This is a genomic window from Nocardia sp. NPDC056952 (genome assembly GCF_042674185.1).
GTDB lineage: Bacteria > Actinomycetota > Actinomycetes > Mycobacteriales > Mycobacteriaceae > Nocardia.
The window spans coordinates 516,363-533,382 of record NZ_JBHURA010000003.1; the positions used below are offsets into that span (position 1 = coordinate 516,363).

Sequence of the window (17,020 nt, forward strand, 5' to 3'; positions counted from 1 at the left end):
GGCCAGCCCTTCCGTCGAGGTCGCTATGGGCGTGGGTTGGCTTGGAACAACTGCCACATCCGGTTCAGCATCTCTGTGCGCCGCGCCCCTGTCGGCCAGGAATGGCTGCCACCGTTGTAAACCCGCCACAGCACTTCGGTGCCGGACGCGCAGTCCCAGTGCCTGGAGTCCTTGACGTCGGTGCCGCCGCCGGGCTGCTCGTTCTGGCACGGACGGTTTTCCCAGCTCCAGTACATGACGTGGCTGTAGGCGATGGGCTCGATGACGGTGGTGTCGTTCGCCGAGGCGAACACGGCCCACGAGACCGCGCGCGCGGGATCGCATCCGGTCGGTGGCGGCGCCGGTGCGTACACCGCACCCGACGCGAAGACCTCGGGCGCGGTGCAGGCCGCGCGCGAGGCCATCTGACCACCGTTGGAATGACCGGTCAGATGGACGCGGTTCGGCGCCGCACAGTATTTCGTGCTGACCTCGGTCACGACCTTCTTGATATGGGTCACGTCGGCCGCGTCGGCGTTCCAGCCCCAGCCGGGCGTGCCGTCCGGCTTGTTCTCGGTCTTGATGCCACGCGGGTAGACGACGATGAACTTGTGCTGATCGGCGAGGGCGTTCCAGCCCGACACCGCCTCGATTCCTTCGGGTCGGTCGTAGCCACCGTGGATGGCGACTACCAGCGGCGCACCGGCGGACACCCCGACGGGTACGTGGACGCGGTAGTACCGGCCGTCGAACGGGACATTGTCGGGGACCGGCGTCGTCGAACATCCGGTGGCCGGGCTTTCGAGAACCGCGTTGTCGGCGGAACCGGGCGCGGCCGCCGGTACCGCGAGTAGTAGGGCTGCGCAGGACGCGCCGAAGAGCGCGGCCAGGCGTTTCGTCAGAGAGTACGCCACGGAAACTCCTTGTGTGCGAACAGGATTGCACCTCGCACACTACGCGTACAGCAGTGTTCTTCGATGTCGATTCACTGACACGGGCGCAAGCCCGTCGCGCCCGGCCACTCGGGCTCAGAGGTCGAGGACCAGGCGTTTTCCCGCACAGCGCGAGACGCATGCCAGCGTGATGCCCGCGGCGTGTTCGTCGGGGGTCAGCGCGCCGTCGCGGTGGTCGGGGGCGCCGTCGGTGACGTGGACGACGCAGGTGCGGCAGAAGCCCTGGCGACACGAGTAGGGCTGGTCGGGGCGGACCGCGAGCAGCGCGTCGAGCATGGTCTGGTCGGCGGCGACGGGCACGACCTCACCGGTGCTCGCCAACTCCACCTCGAACGCGGTGCCGTCGACAACCGGTGCGGGAGAGAACCTTTCGGAGTGGAACTCGATGCCCGGCATCGTGCGCACAGCGGCGACGAGGGCAGCCGTCATCGGGGTGGGTCCACAGCAGTAGATCGCCGTGTCGTGATCGACACCGTCGAGAAGATCTGCAGCACTGGGTGTTCCGTGCTCGTCGTCGGTGCGCACCACGACGTGTCCGGAGAGTTCGGCGAGCTGGTCGAGGAACGGCAGGGTGTCGCGGCTTCGCCCGCAATAGACCAGCGTCCAGTCGATGCCGAGCCGGTCGGCGGCGCGCGCCATCGCCAGGATCGGGGTGATGCCGATACCGCCCGCGACGAAGTGCAGGCGTTCGGCCGAAGAACCACGTCCGGGCGGCGCGAACGGGAACGCGTTGCGCGGTCCCCGGACTACGACCTCGGTGCCGACCGGCAACTCGTCGTGGACCTCGATCGACCCGCCGCCGCCGTGCGGAATGCGGCGCACCGCGATGCGGTACTCGCCGGTTTCGGCCGGGTCGCCACACAGCGAGTACTGCCGCAGGCGCCCGGACGGGAGTTCGATGTCGATGTGCGCGCCCGGCGCCCACCGGGGCAGCGGAGCGCCGTCGGGGGCGCGCAGGCCCAGATTGACGACAGCCTGGTCCTGCGCCACCAGCACCCGATCGGTGACGACCACCGGGAAGCGGGCGTCGTCGGCCCTGGTGAGGATCGGGCGGCGATTGATCAACGTCGACCAGCGAACTCGCAGGTTGGCCACGGTATCGATCACCTTGGTGGTCGGATCGTGATCGTGCTTGCCGTACAGGTCCGGCGGGATCGCCTTGGGCGCGGGATATACGGTCACTGGGCCGCCGCCCTGGCCGCCGGGGATTTGGCGAGGTAGGCGATCGCCTGCTCGGTGGAGCCGACATTCGCCGGGTCGTAGCGCGGATCGAAGGTGGACCCGGCGCTGATCAGCAGCGCCGGAATACCCGGCAACGCACCGCGCCACATCGCCCCGAGGATCTTCCAGATCAGCGTGGGGTAGCCCATCTTCGGCAGTTCGGGATCCTGATTGACCAGGAACTTGGTGCCGCGCACGAGCAGGCTGAGCAGGATCGGGATGACGATCAGCATCATCGCCGCACGGCGCAGATAGCCCGCGCCGAAGTAGATCGCGACATCGTGGGCGACACTGCGGTGTTCGACCTCCTCGGCGCCGTGCCAGCGGAACAGGTCCAGCACACGCGGTTCGGCGCCGTGTTTTTCCAGGTCGGCGTTGAGAATCCAGTCGCCGAGCCAGGCGAAGAAATGCTCGAGGCTGGCGATGAACGCCAACCGTTCGACCAGCCGGGTCTGCGCCTGTTGCGGGCTGCCCTCGCGTGCGCCGAGGGAGTTACGGAACACGTACTCCATCTGGCGGGTGTAGGGCGCGGTGTCGATGTGGTGGGCCGTGAACACCTGGTCGAGGACCTTGGCATGAGTTTCGGCGTGCATCGACTCCTGACCGATGAATCCGAGCATGGCCTCGCGCACCTTGGCATCGCGCACGTAGGGGAGCGCGTCGCGGTAGGTGGCGCAGAACATCCGCTCGCCCTCGGGCAGCAGTAGGTTCAGCGAGTTCACCACGTGCGAGGCGATCGGCTCGTTCGGCATCCAGTGCAGCGGTGCCGAGGTCCAGTCGAACTTCACATTGCGGGCCTGCAGGGCGACATCAGGGGCGTGCGCGGTGCGAGCCGCGCGACGGAAGGGACGCTTCATCGGGTCTCCTGTGCGACGGGAGCGGAGTTGTCATGGCCTGCGCGCAGGAACTGCCCGGTTCCCCAGTCCGCGCCGATACCGGGCGCCACGGTGCCCGCGCCGAAGACCTTGCGGCCGTTGACGACCGTGGCTACGACGGCGCGGTCGTTGCGGTTGACCATCCGGTCGAGGCCGAATTCGGGCAGCGGCGCTTCGTGGAGCTGGTGCACCTGCTCGTCGAGTCCGGCCGGATCGATGACCACCAGGTCGGCTCGACCGCCTTCGCGTAGGTGACCGGCGTCGATCTGATACCAGTCGGCGAGCTCGCCGGTGAGGCGATGGACGGCACGTTCCACGCTCAGGAACGGCTTGCCGGCTTCCTGTGCCCGCAGCACCCTTTCGAGCAGCCGCAGCGGGAAGTTGTAGAACGACATGTTGCGCAGGTGCGCCCCCGCGTCGCCGAAGCCCATCTGCACGCCGGGGCTCGCGGCGAGCTTGTTCAGGTACTCGGGGCGATCGTTGGCGATCGTGGTGCGCCAGCGCAGCGCGGGACCGTACTCGACCACCATGTCGAGGTAGGCGTCGACGGGGTGCAGCCCGCGGTCCTTGCCGACCTGCCCGATCGACTTGCCGACCACCGATTGGTCAGGGCAGTCGATGATCTCGGCATCGAAGAAGTTGCGGTGCCAGATGCGCGGGGTGAACTTGTTGTCGTACTGCTTGCGGAACCAGCGACGGTAGGGCTCGCTCTGGAGCAGTTCGTTGCGTTCGACCTGGTCTTTCAGATGCAGGGCCGCGGCGCCGGCGCCGAACTCCTCGAACACCACCAGGTCGATGCCGTCGGCGTAGACGGTGAACGGCACGGGCAGGTGCTGCCAGCGGAAGTCGGTGCGGGCGAAGCGATTCAGCAGCGGTGCGGCGTAGAGCATGAACCACACCAGCGGCGGGTAGGCCTTGGAATCGGCCGCCGACAGCAGCGAGGTGCGCAGCTTGGGCCGGCCGATGCCGGCGCTGCCGACGAAGAACTTGGCGATGTTGGGGTTGAAGCCGACCGTGGGGGCGCTCTGCAGCACCCGATCGCGCTTACGCAGCACCTTGTTGAGCGCGCGCACCTCTTTGCCTCGGGTATAGGTCGAGGGCAGCGACCGCGACCGGTATTCCTCGCCGTCGATCTTGTCGAGCTTGTTCGTCATCGACGACATACCGAGGAAGCCGGCGTCGACCGCCGCGTCGAGCAGGCTGGTCATCTGCTTGATTTCGGCGGCGGTGGGCTTGGTGTCGCGGGTGACCGCTCGCCCGAGCCCGAGCACGTGCGTGCGCAGGTCGGAGTGGCCGAGGAACGCCGCGACATTGGGGCCCAGGGGCAGCGAATCGAGTGCCTTCGCGTACTCGGTCGGGTCCGACCAGGTGCGGTGCTTGTCGAGGGCGCCCTGAACGGCGTCGCGCGGCACGGCTTCGACGCGACTGAACAGGTCGGCGCAGTCGGCGTTGGAGGCCAGCACGGTCGAGAGCGAGCAGTTACCGACGACGACCGTGGTGACGCCGTGGCGCAGCGACTCCGACAGTTCGGGCTTGAGCAGCATCTCGGCGTCGTAGTGGGTGTGCACGTCGACGAAGCCGGGCAGCACCCACTTACCCGCTGCCTCGATCACCTCGGTGTCGGCGCCGATCGGTAGCGCGGTCGCGGAGACGGCCTCGACGATGCCGTCGCGGATGCCGATATTGCGCCGGGCGGAGGGGGCGCCGGTGCCGTCGAACCAGAGACCATCGGTGATGACGATGTCGAAGTCGAGCATGTGCTTTTCTCTCATTCGTCGTTACTTGGGCTGGGCCTGGATGAACGCGTCGGCGTATTCGGCGATCGCGGCGGGGTCGGAATAGGGCAGCCAGTGCCCGCGCGGCAGGTCGTGGCGGGTGACCTGATCGGCCCACTTCGCGGTGTCGTCGTAGCCCGCGGGGCGCACGGCGATGTCGCGGGTGTTGACCAGCAACTGCACCGGCACGGTGGTGCGTCGTTCCCGTGGCCCGAACATGCGGGCCAGGATGTTGGCCCGGTAGAAGCGCAGCCCCGAGATCATGTCCTGTTTCAGGGTCGGCGCCAGCGAGATCTGCTCCGCGGAGGTGCCCTCGACCACGCGAAGGAACAGCTTCCACACCTTCTCGGTGCCCACGAGCCGGAAGAACAGGTCCGGCAGGATCGGCAGCATGAAGAAGGTGGTGTAGGCCGAGGACAGGCACTGGCTGAGCGCGCCCCAGATCCCACGCGGGGTTCCCGACAGCACACCACGGCGCATCCAGGTGGCCAGGTGGTCGAGGTTGGGGCCCGAGATCGAGGTGAACGACGCGACGTACTGGTCCGCGCCCGGTTCACACACGGCTTCCCAGACCTGGACCGAGCCCCAGTCGTGGGCCACGACGTGCACGGGTTCGGTGGGGCTGACGGCCTCCACCACGGCGAAGAAGTCGGTCGCGAGTCGGTTCAGCTCGTAGGCCGACACCTGGGTCGGCGCGCTGGATTGCCCGTACCCGCGGGTGTCGTAGGAGATCACGCGATATTTGCCCGACAGCAGCGGAACGACGCCGTCCCAGAGGTGATGGGTATCGGGCCAACCGTGGACGAGAACCACCGGAATGCCGTCTTGTGGGCCGAATTCGTAGACAGCGAGCGAAATGTCGCCGTTGCGCACCAGATGCGTTCTGGATGACGCTGCCCCGGGAGTGTGGTTTCCGGTTTCGCGCGTCATACGAGACTCCTTCCGGCACGGGGCTTCGTTGCTCCGTGCACAATCAATAGTACCGCCGGTACCATTTTCTGGTACGCGTAGTACCGGGAATATCTTGAGGATCGGAAAGGCCGCTGTCAACACCCCCTCGGAGTCCGCCCGCGATACGGCGGCCTGTCCCTCGCCGGTCGCCGCTATCCTGGCCGTACGCGAAGGGCGGATCAGGGAGAACAGTGACTACATCGTCTAGACCGGCTCGCCGGTCGCCTGTACGGTTGCTCACCCGCGAACAGGTCATCGCGGGCGCGGTGCGGTGCATCGACCGCGACGGACCTCAGCTGAGCATGGAGGCGCTGGCTCGCGAGATGGGCGTCGCCAAACCGCGTCTGTACCGTATGTTCGCCGACAAATCCGAGCTCGACGGCGCGGTCTCGGATTGGCTCGTCGCGCAGATCTATGCGGCCGTCGCGCCGGATCTCTCGCTCATCATGCAGCCGCCCCGGGTCACGATCCATCGGTTCCTCACCGCCTACGCCGGGGTCATCGCCGAACATCCCGATGTGTTCCGGTTCCTCGTCCTCACCCAGAGCGTCTCGGGCGCCGACCCCGCCGCTCGCCCGTTGGACATCGGTCGGCGCCTGTCGCACGATCTGGCCGAGCGCAGCCGCAGTGTGCTGTCCTCGGTCGCGCTCGATACCGACGGTATCGATCATCTGCTGCGCGGCATCGTCGGGTTCGTCATGGCCGTCACCGACCTGTGGCTCGACACCGACCCCGTCCCGCTGCCGGAACCGACCGCACTGTTCGTCGATCGGACGACCAATGCCGTCGTGCAGTTGTTCGACGGCTTTCTCCGCGAGAAGGGCGTCGTCATCAAGCCCGATATGTCGGTGGCGGCGACTCTGGCCACCATCACCGAGAACGCGCCGCCGCCCGACTGACCCCGGTTGCTGGATCAGGCCTTCATCTCATAGGTCCCGGCCAGCGAGCGCGCCTTACCGAGCACCCGCTCGAAACGGGACTCGTCGAAGACCGGCCGGCGAACCAGGTCGAGGGCCCGGCGCTGCTGGGTGGCGGTGGCGGTCGGCTTGTTGTGCAGATTGAGCGCGTTCGCGGAGAAGGTGCGGACGAACCCGTCGAAGATCTGGTCGATCACCGCCGGATCGGTGCCGTCGATGCGCGCCTGCTCCAGCACCAGCTGGGCGTAGGGCACCGCGGTGAACAGCTCACCGAACGCGAACAGGAAGTCCACATCCTTCTGCTGCGACGACGTCGGTGCGGCGACCGCGAGCAGGGCCTGCAGCGCGAGCACCTGCTCGAGGAACACGGCCACGTTCGGAACGTCGTGGAAGCTCTCGAAGACCGGGCGCCAGTCCGCGAAGCGAATGCGGCCCAGGCCACTGCTCGGGCCCTGCCGGAACAGGAACTCGTCGTCGGCGGTGTCGTGACGGGAGGGCACCGGAGCGTAAGCGGCGCTGGCGAATTCGGCACGCAGCGGCTTCACGACCGCGCCGAGACGCGGGGTGATCTTGCGGCTCGACCACGTCAGGGCGCCGGCGACCGCACGAGTGGCTCCCTTGGATGCCACCGCGGCGCCCGGCAGTGACTGCATCGCGACCAGACCGGCGTCGGCGGGGTGGAACATGTAGTTGGCCATGAACTTCAGCGACAACGCCATGTTCACGTGGACGGTGCCCTCCAGTCGCGGCAGGCCGAACATGGCCGTCATCGCGACCGGGAAGTACATGTCGTTCTCGAACCCACGCGCGGCGATCACGTCGGCGAGATCCTCGATCACGCGCTGGCCCTGACGGGTCACCGACATCTTCTCGATGGCGTTGAACAGCAGGTAGCGGCGGTCATCGGGCGAGGCCGAGCGCATGTAGTCCACCGCGCGTGCGCTGTAGAGCTTCATCGCGGCGATGCGCGCGTAGGAATCGGTGATCAGCGCCCGCACCTGGGGGAACTCGGTGACCCTGTGCCCGAACAGAATCCGGTTCTCGGCGTGGTTGATCGCCTCGTAGAAGGAGTGCTCACAGGCGCCGACCGCACCGAAGCCGAGGTTGAACTTGCCCACGTTGACCGTGTTCATCGCCGCGTGGAACGCGTCCTCGCCGCGGTGGAGGATGTCCTCCTCGGCGACGGGGTAGTTCTCGAGATCGAACGCCGCGACATAGATCTGGCTGTTGACGACATTCTTCCTGAGCTTGTACGCGTCGTGCTGGGAGTCGGCGACGAAGAAGAGATACCCCTCGTAATCCTGCTGCGTCGGCTTGCCCCGCAGTGCCGCGGCGCTGTCGATGATCGGCTTGTCCGAACGGCGCCCGAACACCGAGACCATCGAGGCCAGGTTGCCGTTGCCGATGTAGTGCTTGCCGCCGGTCGCGGTGTAACCACCGTCGGGCTGCGGGTCGACGATCATGTCGGTGGAGTACACGTCGGCGCCGTGTTCCTTCTCCGACAGGCCGAACGCGAAGATCTCCCCGGAGTCGAGCTGGGCGGCGGCCTTCTTCTTGGTCACGGCGTTGTCGCTCTGCCAGATCGGGCCGAGGCCGAGGATGGTGACCTGCCAGACGTACCAGTAGGTCATGCCGTAGAAGCCGAAGATCTGGCTCAGCATGGCGTTGCGGGAGGTGTCCCAGCGCTTGTCCGGATCACCGCCTGCCTCGGCCGCCGGGGTGAGGAAGGTGGCGAACAGCCGCTCCTTCTTGGCGAAGTCGAGGAAGTCCGACGGCCAGACGCGGGACCGGTCGTCGTCGAGCAGCTGAGTCTTGCCGCGGGTTTCGAACCAGTCGACCGTCGCGCGCAACAGCCGGCGCGTCTGCGGATCGAACTGCGCGAAGTCGGCGGTGTTCGGGTTGAAGAAATCCTGGGGCATCGTCGCTCCTCTTGCGGGCGTCCAGCACAGTCGGACGGTTCATTCGCCACTGTAGCATTTTCGTACATCGGTGTAGGAATGCCGGGGTGGTTGCTATGGTGGGCGCATGGGTAGCGAGACGGCACTGCAGCGGCGAGGGCGGGCCGCGCACCTCGGCCCCGAGCGGCGCAGGCCGCAGGTGCTCGACGCGGCGCTCGCCATCGCCGCCGACGACGGCATCGCCGCGGTCACGATGGGCGCGGTCGCCGACTACATGAAGGTCACCCGCCCGGTGATCTACGCTTGCTTTCCCGACCGGGTCGAGCTGATCGACGCGCTGATCCAGCGCGAGGAGAGTTTTCTGATCTCCGGTGTGCTCGACGTGCTACCGCCGCGCGCGACCAACGCCGACGAAACGGTGTTCGTGGAGGGTTTCCGCACCCTGCTCCACAAGGCGGCCGAGCGCCCCGATGCCTGGCGCCTGATCTACGGCAACCCCGATCCCGCCGTCGCCGGTTCCTTCGGACGTGGTCGTCAGCTGGCAGTCGAACGCTGCACGGCGTTGCTCCGGCCGACGTTGCTGGCCTGGGGAGTCGACGACGCCGAACGCAAATTGCCCGCGCTGGTGGAGTTGTGGGTCTCGGCCGCCGAAAGCGCGGTCCGCACTCTGTTCGCCCACCGCGACGAGTGGAATCCCGATGACCTCGGCGCCTTCGTCGGCTCGGCGGTCTACCGCGCCATGCGCAGCGCGTGATGCCCGCGGCGTAAGCGGCGGGGGCGATCGATCGACCCCGGGGCCGTCTGTCGTTGAGTCAGTGCGTGGGCGACGGCGTGCGGGTCGACAACCGCGCACTGTCGAGGAAGTCCGCGATCGTCGCCCAGGTGGTGTCGCGGGCGGTCGGGCCCGCGATGATGCCGAGATGGCTTCCCGGGACCTCGGTGAAGCGAACCTGGGCCGCGCCGGTGAGGACCCCGATACCTGCCGCGACCGACGCCGACGAGGCCAGCGCGTCCTTGGTGCCGCCGATCAGCTGCGTCGGCGCGGTGAGTCCGGTCAGATCGATCGCGCGATTCGGGCCCAGATGCACTGTGCCCTTGAACATTTCGTTGCGGATGATCAATTGCCGGTAGGCCTGACGATAGAACCGGCCCGGGTAGCCCGGCATGGTGTCCATGAACCGGTCCACCGATTGCATGCGGGCCAGTGCCTCGGTATCGCCGATATTGCGGGCGATGTACCAGGGCTTGGTGAGTTCACGGTCGATCGACTGGATACGGAAACCGGCCCGCACCCCGTACTTCGGCACGCCACCTGCCACGCGGACCGGCACGGTGACCTCGCGACCGCCGGTGAGCTGCCCGAATCTGCGGGCCAAGGAGATCTGCCCGTTGCGGCGCTGATCGAACGGGGTTCCCACCGCGGTGACCGAACCGATCGGCAGGTCGGCGTGCCCGGCGGCGGTGAGCACACTGATGGTGCCGCCGAAGGACCAGCCGATCAGGTCGACGGGGGAGTGGCTGTTGTCCGCGCTGACTGCCTCGATCGCGGTGGGCACGATGTCGTCGACCCACTCCTCGAAGCCGAGATCGCGGTCCGCGTAGGTGATCTCGCCGTAGTCGAGCACATAGACCTCGCGTCCCAGCTCGAGCAGGAATCGCACCAGGCTCTGGCTGGGTCGCATGTCGTAGCAGGAGATCGTCACCGCCAACGGCGGCACGAGCAGCACGGGATCGCCGGTGGCGGGGGTGGAGCGCCGGTAGCGCAGCAGCCTGCGGTGCGGTTCGTCGTAGACGATGTCCGACGGCGTCGGCGCGTACGGCTCGACGCCGTCACCGAAGAGCGCGACCACGTTGCGCAGTGCAACCGACAGGGGGCCCATGTGATTCTCCGGAACGTCGAGACGGTGGGAGAAAACTAACTGTAACTCCCTGTATCACCATATCTTGTCCCTGGGGCTTCCTCCGAATCCGCAGGTGATCCACCGCTCACGCACGGCCGCGCCCCATTCGAGCAGGGCTCGGATGGGGCGTGTCGCAGGTGGTGGACGGCGGCGCGGGTCAGGGTTTGCGGGCGACCGCGCCGTACGCCGAGATCGGGAGGACCTGGCCCACTTCGGCGGTTTCCGGACGCCACTGGGTGATCGAGACGACGCCCGGTTCGACTACCTCCAGCCCGTCGAAGACGCCGCGGATCTGGGCCTGCGGGCGCGGGACGTACGGTGTGCCGCCGGTGCCGGTGTAGTTCTCGCACAGGGTGACGTAGGCCTGGCTGTCGTCGGTGCCGTCCCAGTAGATCAGGTAGCTGCCCGAGGGCACTGCGCCGATCACGGTGCCCACGATGCGCAGCAGGTCGTCGTAGGTTTTGGCGTGACCGAGAACACCCATGAACATCACCGCGATCGGCTCGTTGAAGTTCAGCACATTGCGCGCGTCGGCGACGATCTGTTCGGGGTCGTGGAAGTCGGCGTCGATGTAGGTGGTGACGCCTTCGTCGGTGGTGCTGGTGAGCAGTGCGCGCGCGTGGGTGAGCACCAGCGGGTCGTTGTCCACGTAGACCACCTTGGCCTCCGGGGCGACGCCCTGGGCGACCTCGTGGGTGTTCTGCATCGTGGGCAGGCCGGTGCCGATGTCGAGGAACTGCTTGATGCCGCGTTCCTTCGCCAGGAAGCGGACGGTCCTGATCAGGAACTGCCGCGACTGCACGGCCATGGTCGAGATGTCGGGGTCGACCGCCAGCCCGGCGTCGCCGGCGATCTTGTCGATCTCGTAGTGGTCTTTGCCGCCCATCCAGTAGTTCCAGATCCGTGCTGAATGGGGGATATCGGTCCTGATCATCGGGGTCTGCACGTCGGCCATGAGCCTTGCTCCTCTGCAACTTTGACAGTGGCGCGCCCACCCAGGGGAGAACCACCAGCGACATAGCATCTGATCTGGCTGCGACAGTACAAGATTCACACGGAAACGGTCAGGTCAATCCGTGAACGTTCACCGCTGCGTGCGACGGCAGGAATCGGGTAAAGCCGCTACATGACGACACTGCGCAGGAATGCTGTAACCACCGTGCTCGCCGCGGCCGCGATCGTGCTGCTCGGCACGGGCTGTGACCAGGTGGAGAAGGCGGTCAACAAGGGCGGCGACACACCGTGTAGCGAATACACCGCCCAGTCCGCGGAGGACCGGCGCACGACGGTGGTCAAGTTCCTCGAGCAGGAGCGCGGTGACAACGCGACGTCGGACCCGAACACCGTCGACCTGTCCGTCGCCGCCATCGATCTGATGTGTGGTGCGCAGGCCAACCCGGACACCCCCATCCGCGAGGCCGATCTGACGGGTGTTCTCGTGCCCAAGTGACACCGAGCCCGGCCCGTGGGTAACCGTTTCGGCAGCGCCGATAGTTCGATCTCACTGTGTGATCCCCATTCCAAGTGTTCACTGCGACAGAGACGTTCGGCCGGTAGCATCGCTAACGGCCCGTAAGGGCTAGTCCAGCAAGATGTTTCGCTGCGACCTCGGAAGACGGGGTCTGCGAGGCGCCGGGTGATCGAGAGGTTTCACAATGGAAACGGTGACGAATCGGGTCGTAATGGACCCGACTGGGCAAGACATTCAGGGTGAGATCCTCGAGATCAGGTCGCACGGTCCCGCCACCAGAGTCGAGCTGCCGGGTGGGGTGCAGGCATGGTCGATCACCGACGCCGCGCTGCTGGAGAAGCTGCTCGTCGATCCCCGGGTCTCCAAGGATGCCAGTCAGCACTGGCCCGCCTTCGTCGCCGGTGAGATCCCCCCGGATTGGCCGCTGTACCTGTGGGTTTCGGCGCCGAATATGTTCACCGCCTATGGCAGTGATCACCGCAGGCTGCGCAAGCTGGTGGCGCCCGCGTTCACCGCGCGGCGCACCGAGGCCATGCGCGCACAGGTCGAGCGCATCACCACCGAACTGCTCGACGAGCTGGCAGCCACCCCGGCCGGTCAGACCGTGGACCTGCGCGAGCAGTTCGCTTACCCGCTGCCGATCCAGGTGATCTCGGAACTGATGGGCGTGCCGGAATCACTGAACCCCGGCCTGCGTACCTGCGTCGACGGCATCTTCGACACCACGCTCACCCCGGAGCAGTCGCAGGCCAACTACATGGAGATGTACCGGATTCTCGGCGAGCTGGTGGCCCTGCGGCGCGAACAGCCCGGCGACGACATCACCAGCCTGCTGATCGTCCAGCGCGACGAGGACGAGGGCCAGCTCACCGAGGAAGAGCTCGTCGGCACGTTGCTGCTGGTGATCTCGGCGGGCCACGAGACGACGGTGAACCTGCTCGACCAGGCCATCACCGCGCTGCTCACCCGGCCCGAGGTGCTCGAGAGCCTGCGCGCGGGCACGATCACCTGGCCCGATCTGGTCGAGGAGACGCTGCGATTCGAATCACCGGTCGCGCATCTGCCGTTGCGTTTCGCGGTGGAGGACATCGACATCGACGGCGTCCAGCTCGCCAAGGGTGACCCGATTCTGGCGAGCTACGCCGCGGCCGCGCGTGACCCGAAGCTGCACGGCGACACCGCGGGCGAGTTCGATCCCACGCGAGAGAAGCAGTCGCACATGGCGTTCGGCTACGGTGCGCACCACTGCCTCGGTGCTCCGCTGGCCCGCCTCGAGGCGCTGGTCTCGCTGCCCGCGCTGTTCGAGCGGTTCACCGACCTGAAGCTGGCCGCTCCCGTGACCGAACTGGGCACCGTGCCCAGCTTCATCTCCAACGGCCACCGCCACCTGCCGGCCTACATCCACGGCGAGTAGCGCCGAACTCGCTCGGCCGACCCGTACGGGTCGGCCGAGCAAAGGGGATTCAGTTGCCGGGCACCACCAGCGGTGCGGTGCTCGGGAACACCACCGGCAGGCCCGCCAGCGCCCGGTGGAAAGGCCCCGGCCGCCACACCAGTTCTTCCGGCGGCACCGCGAGCTCGAGTTCGGGCAGCGCGTCGAGGAGCTGGTCGATGGCTTCCTGGGCGATCAGGTAGGCGGGGGACTTCGCCGGGCAGCCGTGCGGGCCGGTGCTCCACGCCAGGTGCGCGCGGTTGTCGAGGAAATCGCCGGTCCCGATCGCGGGATCGTTGTTGCACGCGGCCATGCTGATGACCACCGGCTGATGCGCGGGCAGCCACACATCGTCGACCAGGATCGGCTGCCGCGGATACGTGGTGCAGAAGTTGGCCATCGGCGGGTCGGTGTAGAGCACCTCGTCGAGTGCGTCGCGGGTGGACAGACTGCCGCCGAGCAAGCTGCCCGCGAATCGCTGATCGGTGAGCATCAGCCGCACCGTATTGAGAATCAGGTTGAGCATCGGCTCGATCCCGGCGCCGTACATCGTGAGCACCTGGTTCATCAACTCCTCGTCGGTGAGCCGCTGCGGATGCTGCACCAACCGGGTCGTCACGTCGTCGCCGGGTTCGCTCTGCTTGAGCCGCACCAGGTCGTAGAGCGCGTCCTCCATCATCTGTGTACCGCTGGCCGCGGTGTCGCCGCCCTCGAACATCTGCGCCATCCCGGTCGCGACCCGCCCACCGATATCGGCGGGGACACCGAGCATCGCGTTGATGGTGGCGAAGATGACGGGAAAGGCGTACTGGCTCAGCAGATCCGCGCTGCCGTCCGCGCAGAAGGAGTTGATCACCGGCATCGCGATCTGCTCGACGGTGCGGTGCAGCTGGTACAGGTCGACACCTGCCAGGCCGGCGACGGTGACCTGCCGGTGGCGGGTGTGCTCGGCGCCGGCGGTGCGGATCGCGTTGGGGCGGTAGCGCATCATCGGGAGCACCGGGCAGTCGGCGGGGATGTCGCGCTGCCACATCTTCGGATCGGCGGGAAAATGGTCGGGATCGTTGAGAATCTGTACCGCGGTGCGGTAGCCGATCACGAGGGTGGCGGGGACCCCTGGCACCAGATCGACCGGCACCAGCGAACCGAAGCGGTGCCGCATCTCGCGGTAGGTGCTCTGCGGGTCGGCGGCGAATTCCGGCGAGTACAGCGGCACCCGGTCCTGGCCACTGCGCGAGTCCGGCGAAACATCCAGTGTCACAGCGAGTACTCCTGAGTCGAGGATCGGTGCCTCGGCGACGCGCCGAGTTCGTGGCCGACCCTGGCGGCCAGCTCGTTCATGCGATGGGCGATGAGCGCGAGGTCCACATCGCCGGTGGTCGCGACGCCGAGCAGGGTGCCCGCGCCCGCGGCGGTGATCAGCACCATGCCCTCGTCGTATTCGGTCATGTTCTGGCGCACGGTGTTCGCGAGTCCGCCGCAGAACTCACCGAGCACCTTGCCCAGCGAGCGCAGCCCGCACGCGGCGGCCGCGAAACGCTCCGCGTCGTCGGTGGAGATGGCGCCCGAGTGCGCCACGCGTAGGCCGTCCTCGGATAACAACACCGCGAAGCGGACGCCGTCGAGCGCCAGGTCGTCCAGCAGCCACGCGAGGCGGTTGGTGCTGTTGGAGATCGGAGTACTCATCAGCTGTCGTGCCCTTTCGTCGAGCGTGCGGCCGCGGCGCGGCCGTGTCTGGAGCCGCTGTGCCAGGCCGCCGCGAGCTCGGGGCGCGCGAGCACCTCGCCGGTGTCGGCGCGCTCGTCGGCCGGGGCCACGGTGCGGCGCGTACGTTTGGGCAGCCCGCCGGTGGTGCGGTCGAGCTCGGCTACGTCCAGCTCGGGCGCCGACGCGCTGATCTCGGAAACAGGTTGTGGTGGCGCTACCGGTTCCGGCGCCTCGGCATGCTTGGGCCGGTGCACCTCGGTGGCCGTGACGAGCAGGGCCGCGGGAACGAACACCATCGCCCTGGTGCCGCCGTAGATATTGGGTCCGTCGACATAGGCGGCGAAGCCGTAGCGGCGCGCCAGCGCGGCGACACCGGGGAACCCGACCCGCGGTGACGGGCCGAGGGCGTTGATGTCGACGACGCGCTCGCCCGAGAGCACCTGGCGCGCCTCCTCCATCTGCTCGTGGCTCATCCGCACGCCCGCGTCATCGATGATCACGGTGACGCCGTGATGGCCCTGCTGGTAGGAGATGTCGACGAACGACGACGGCGGTGAGTAGCGCAGCGCGTTGTCGAGCAGGGTCGCGACCGTGTGCACCAGCGGCTCCACCGCCCGGCTCATGACCACCAGTTCGCAGTGGCCCGTGCGCACGCGCAGATAGTCGCGCACCCGCCCGGTGGCGCCGCCCACCACGTCACCGACGGTCTGCTGCGGCCAGCGCCTGCCCGGCAGCCCGCCCGAGACGATCACGTAGGCCTGGGCCTGGCGGATCATCTGCTGGACCGTGTGGTCGATCCGGGTGAGCGTCGCGTAGACCTCGTCGTTGCGGTTCTCCCGCAGCGCGTTGCTCACGACCTGGCCCACGTCGGCGCCGAGACTGACCACGGTGGTGCCGAACGCGCGCACGGCGTTGCTGGTGGCGGCGCGGGCGTCGGCGGAGACCTGGGCACGCGTCGCCTCGTGTGCCGCCTCGACCTGTGCCGCGGCGCGCTCCTCGGCCGCGCGGTCGGCGAGTACCGCTTCGTGTTCGCGCGCCCGGAGTTCCTCCGCGTGGGCCAGCGCCATCTGCTCCATCGCTGTGTTCTTGGCGTGGAGGTCGCGCTCGGCCGCCGCCAGGCGGCCGCGGATCTGACGTTCGTTGCGCAGGGCCTGCAGCGCGACAGCGACCGCGCCGAGCAGGACCAGTGTTGCGATGGAGAACAAGAAGACCGCGAGCGTCGGAGTCATCGGTTCCTTTGTCGTCTGTACCGACCGAAGAGCCGTGGTGGCCGGGTCCTCGCCGGTCTCTCCGACGAGACTTCTCGCCGCGGCCTGCCCTCACACCGTGTGCGCCGCACCACAATTGGGCACCGCGCGCGTGAGGTCGGCCGAAACCGGACTCGCTGCCCGGCGTTTCGGCGATGCGGACACGTTAGCAGTGCGAATCGCCGAGTGCACCAAACGGGTTGCTGCAGAACGTGACTCGCATTGTGGTGGAGAGCCGGTGAATTGATACCGGCGGTTTATCCGCGCCGTGTACGGTTGAACAGATACAGGTCAGCCGTGGACCAGCGGCGACCAACGCGTCGTCGCCGCACTCGGCCTCGGGTTCCGGCTCATTCCTTCTCTCGTCTCCCCGCTGCGGCGCCGTCGTTCGATTCGAGGAAGAACCTGCATGACCAGCGATCTCGACGACGACCCGTCCGACGTGCCATCCGCCGACCCCGAGGAAGAAGACCCGACCGTTCATTGGCCCGAACCGAGCCCGCTGCAATCGTGGTGGACCGACATCATGGGCGCGAAGAAACCACGCCGGTTCGGTCAGCAGACCTGACCTCGGCAGCATGACCCTCCAGGGCCGCACCGTTCTCGGTGCGGCCCTTGTCGTGTTCGGGCTGTATTCGCCGGGGTATTGACCTGGACGCGGTGTCCAACCTAAATTACATGGACACCGTGTCT

General features: G+C 67.4%; 16 protein-coding genes. 5 read left to right on the forward strand and 11 right to left on the reverse strand.

Features of this window, described 5'->3' with window-relative positions:
- Nucleotides 1–23: 23 nt before the first annotated feature.
- The 5 genes from ACFTS5_RS14065 to ACFTS5_RS14085 all read right to left on the reverse strand — a co-directional run bounded on the left by ACFTS5_RS14065 (nucleotide 24) and on the right by ACFTS5_RS14085 (nucleotide 5,733).
- Complete coding sequence (locus ACFTS5_RS14065) at nucleotides 24–893, reverse strand: alpha/beta hydrolase family esterase (RefSeq protein WP_378630854.1); 870 nt, start codon at nucleotides 891–893, stop codon at nucleotides 24–26.
- Between the two features lie 114 nt (nucleotides 894–1,007).
- Complete coding sequence (locus tag ACFTS5_RS14070; RefSeq protein WP_378630855.1) at nucleotides 1,008–2,114, reverse strand: PDR/VanB family oxidoreductase; 1,107 nt, start codon at nucleotides 2,112–2,114, stop codon at nucleotides 1,008–1,010.
- Entirely contained in the window at nucleotides 2,111–3,010 is a 900-nt protein-coding gene (locus ACFTS5_RS14075) for a metal-dependent hydrolase (RefSeq protein WP_378630856.1), read from the reverse strand. The genes ACFTS5_RS14070 and ACFTS5_RS14075 overlap by 4 nt, the downstream gene beginning before the upstream one ends.
- On the reverse strand, nucleotides 3,007–4,785 hold the full coding sequence (locus ACFTS5_RS14080; RefSeq protein ID WP_378631447.1) for an amidohydrolase family protein: 1,779 nt from the start codon (nucleotides 4,783–4,785) through the stop codon (nucleotides 3,007–3,009). Before ACFTS5_RS14080 ends, ACFTS5_RS14075 begins: the two co-directional genes overlap by 4 nt.
- 21 nt (nucleotides 4,786–4,806) lie before the next feature.
- Nucleotides 4,807–5,733 (reverse strand): alpha/beta fold hydrolase, encoded by a 927-nt coding sequence (locus ACFTS5_RS14085; protein ID WP_378630858.1) that lies wholly within the window; start codon nucleotides 5,731–5,733, stop codon nucleotides 4,807–4,809.
- Between the two features lie 212 nt (nucleotides 5,734–5,945).
- Between ACFTS5_RS14085 and ACFTS5_RS14090 the strand changes: the two genes are divergently transcribed.
- Nucleotides 5,946–6,653 (forward strand): TetR/AcrR family transcriptional regulator, encoded by a 708-nt coding sequence (locus ACFTS5_RS14090; RefSeq protein ID WP_378630860.1) that lies wholly within the window; start codon nucleotides 5,946–5,948, stop codon nucleotides 6,651–6,653.
- A 14-nt stretch (nucleotides 6,654–6,667) separates the two neighbouring features.
- Here ACFTS5_RS14090 and ACFTS5_RS14095 read toward each other — a convergent pair whose 3' ends face one another.
- Nucleotides 6,668–8,590 (reverse strand): acyl-CoA dehydrogenase family protein, encoded by a 1,923-nt coding sequence (locus ACFTS5_RS14095; protein ID WP_378630861.1) that lies wholly within the window; start codon nucleotides 8,588–8,590, stop codon nucleotides 6,668–6,670.
- A 106-nt stretch (nucleotides 8,591–8,696) separates the two neighbouring features.
- On the opposite strand from ACFTS5_RS14095, the gene ACFTS5_RS14100 reads away from it, so the two are divergent.
- Nucleotides 8,697–9,323, forward strand: coding sequence for a TetR family transcriptional regulator (locus ACFTS5_RS14100; protein ID WP_378630863.1), 627 nt, complete (start codon nucleotides 8,697–8,699; stop codon nucleotides 9,321–9,323).
- 58 nt (nucleotides 9,324–9,381) lie between these two features.
- On the opposite strand, the gene ACFTS5_RS14105 is transcribed toward ACFTS5_RS14100, so the two are convergent.
- Together ACFTS5_RS14105 and ACFTS5_RS14110 are read right to left on the reverse strand one after the other, a co-directional pair.
- Complete coding sequence (locus ACFTS5_RS14105) at nucleotides 9,382–10,449, reverse strand: alpha/beta fold hydrolase (protein ID WP_378630864.1); 1,068 nt, start codon at nucleotides 10,447–10,449, stop codon at nucleotides 9,382–9,384.
- Between the two features lie 178 nt (nucleotides 10,450–10,627).
- Entirely contained in the window at nucleotides 10,628–11,425 is a 798-nt protein-coding gene (locus ACFTS5_RS14110; protein ID WP_378630866.1) for an SAM-dependent methyltransferase, read from the reverse strand.
- A gap of 171 nt (nucleotides 11,426–11,596) precedes the next feature.
- Between ACFTS5_RS14110 and ACFTS5_RS14115 the strand changes: the two genes are divergently transcribed.
- Nucleotides 11,597–11,920, forward strand: coding sequence for a hypothetical protein (locus ACFTS5_RS14115; RefSeq protein ID WP_378630867.1), 324 nt, complete (start codon nucleotides 11,597–11,599; stop codon nucleotides 11,918–11,920).
- Nucleotides 11,921–12,125: 205 nt separating this feature from the next.
- Nucleotides 12,126–13,355 (forward strand): cytochrome P450, encoded by a 1,230-nt coding sequence (locus ACFTS5_RS14120; protein WP_378630869.1) that lies wholly within the window; start codon nucleotides 12,126–12,128, stop codon nucleotides 13,353–13,355.
- 49 nt (nucleotides 13,356–13,404) lie between these two features.
- Here the strand turns inward: ACFTS5_RS14120 and ACFTS5_RS14125 are convergent, their stop codons facing one another.
- The 3 genes from ACFTS5_RS14125 to ACFTS5_RS14135 are packed head-to-tail and all read right to left on the reverse strand — an operon-like array spanning nucleotide 13,405 to nucleotide 16,309.
- The gene (locus tag ACFTS5_RS14125) at nucleotides 13,405–14,628 is read right to left on the reverse strand and encodes a cytochrome P450 (protein ID WP_101463719.1); all 1,224 of its coding nucleotides are present in this window, start codon (nucleotides 14,626–14,628) and stop codon (nucleotides 13,405–13,407) included.
- A 2-nt stretch (nucleotides 14,629–14,630) separates the two neighbouring features.
- Nucleotides 14,631–15,059, reverse strand: coding sequence for a roadblock/LC7 domain-containing protein (locus ACFTS5_RS14130; RefSeq protein WP_378630871.1), 429 nt, complete (start codon nucleotides 15,057–15,059; stop codon nucleotides 14,631–14,633).
- A complete protein-coding gene (locus tag ACFTS5_RS14135; protein ID WP_378630872.1) occupies nucleotides 15,059–16,309 on the reverse strand; it encodes a sensor histidine kinase in 1,251 nt (416 codons plus the stop codon). The genes ACFTS5_RS14130 and ACFTS5_RS14135 overlap by 1 nt, the downstream gene beginning before the upstream one ends.
- A gap of 427 nt (nucleotides 16,310–16,736) precedes the next feature.
- Between ACFTS5_RS14135 and ACFTS5_RS14140 the strand changes: the two genes are divergently transcribed.
- Entirely contained in the window at nucleotides 16,737–16,895 is a 159-nt protein-coding gene (locus ACFTS5_RS14140) for a hypothetical protein (RefSeq protein WP_378630874.1), read from the forward strand.
- Nucleotides 16,896–17,020: the final 125 nt, after the last annotated feature.

Excerpts from the sequence above, each read along its gene's own strand:
- ACFTS5_RS14085 (WP_378630858.1), bottom strand. The coding sequence starts at position 5,733 with ATGACGCGCGAAACCGGAAACCACACTCCCGGGGCAGCGTCATCCAGA.
- ACFTS5_RS14075 (WP_378630856.1), bottom strand. The coding sequence starts at position 3,010 with ATGAAGCGTCCCTTCCGTCGCGCGGCTCGCACCGCGCACGCCCCTGAT.
- ACFTS5_RS14095 (WP_378630861.1), bottom strand. The coding sequence starts at position 8,590 with ATGCCCCAGGATTTCTTCAACCCGAACACCGCCGACTTCGCGCAGTTC.
- ACFTS5_RS14110 (WP_378630866.1), bottom strand. The coding sequence starts at position 11,425 with ATGGCCGACGTGCAGACCCCGATGATCAGGACCGATATCCCCCATTCA.
- ACFTS5_RS14130 (WP_378630871.1), bottom strand. The coding sequence starts at position 15,059 with ATGAGTACTCCGATCTCCAACAGCACCAACCGCCTCGCGTGGCTGCTG.
- ACFTS5_RS14080 (WP_378631447.1), bottom strand. The coding sequence starts at position 4,785 with ATGCTCGACTTCGACATCGTCATCACCGATGGTCTCTGGTTCGACGGC.
- ACFTS5_RS14105 (WP_378630864.1), bottom strand. The coding sequence starts at position 10,449 with ATGGGCCCCCTGTCGGTTGCACTGCGCAACGTGGTCGCGCTCTTCGGT.
- ACFTS5_RS14100 (WP_378630863.1), top strand. The coding sequence starts at position 8,697 with ATGGGTAGCGAGACGGCACTGCAGCGGCGAGGGCGGGCCGCGCACCTC.
- ACFTS5_RS14115 (WP_378630867.1), top strand. The coding sequence starts at position 11,597 with ATGACGACACTGCGCAGGAATGCTGTAACCACCGTGCTCGCCGCGGCC.
- ACFTS5_RS14135 (WP_378630872.1), bottom strand. The coding sequence starts at position 16,309 with ATGACTCCGACGCTCGCGGTCTTCTTGTTCTCCATCGCAACACTGGTC.
- ACFTS5_RS14140 (WP_378630874.1), top strand. The coding sequence starts at position 16,737 with ATGACCAGCGATCTCGACGACGACCCGTCCGACGTGCCATCCGCCGAC.
- ACFTS5_RS14120 (WP_378630869.1), top strand. The coding sequence starts at position 12,126 with ATGGAAACGGTGACGAATCGGGTCGTAATGGACCCGACTGGGCAAGAC.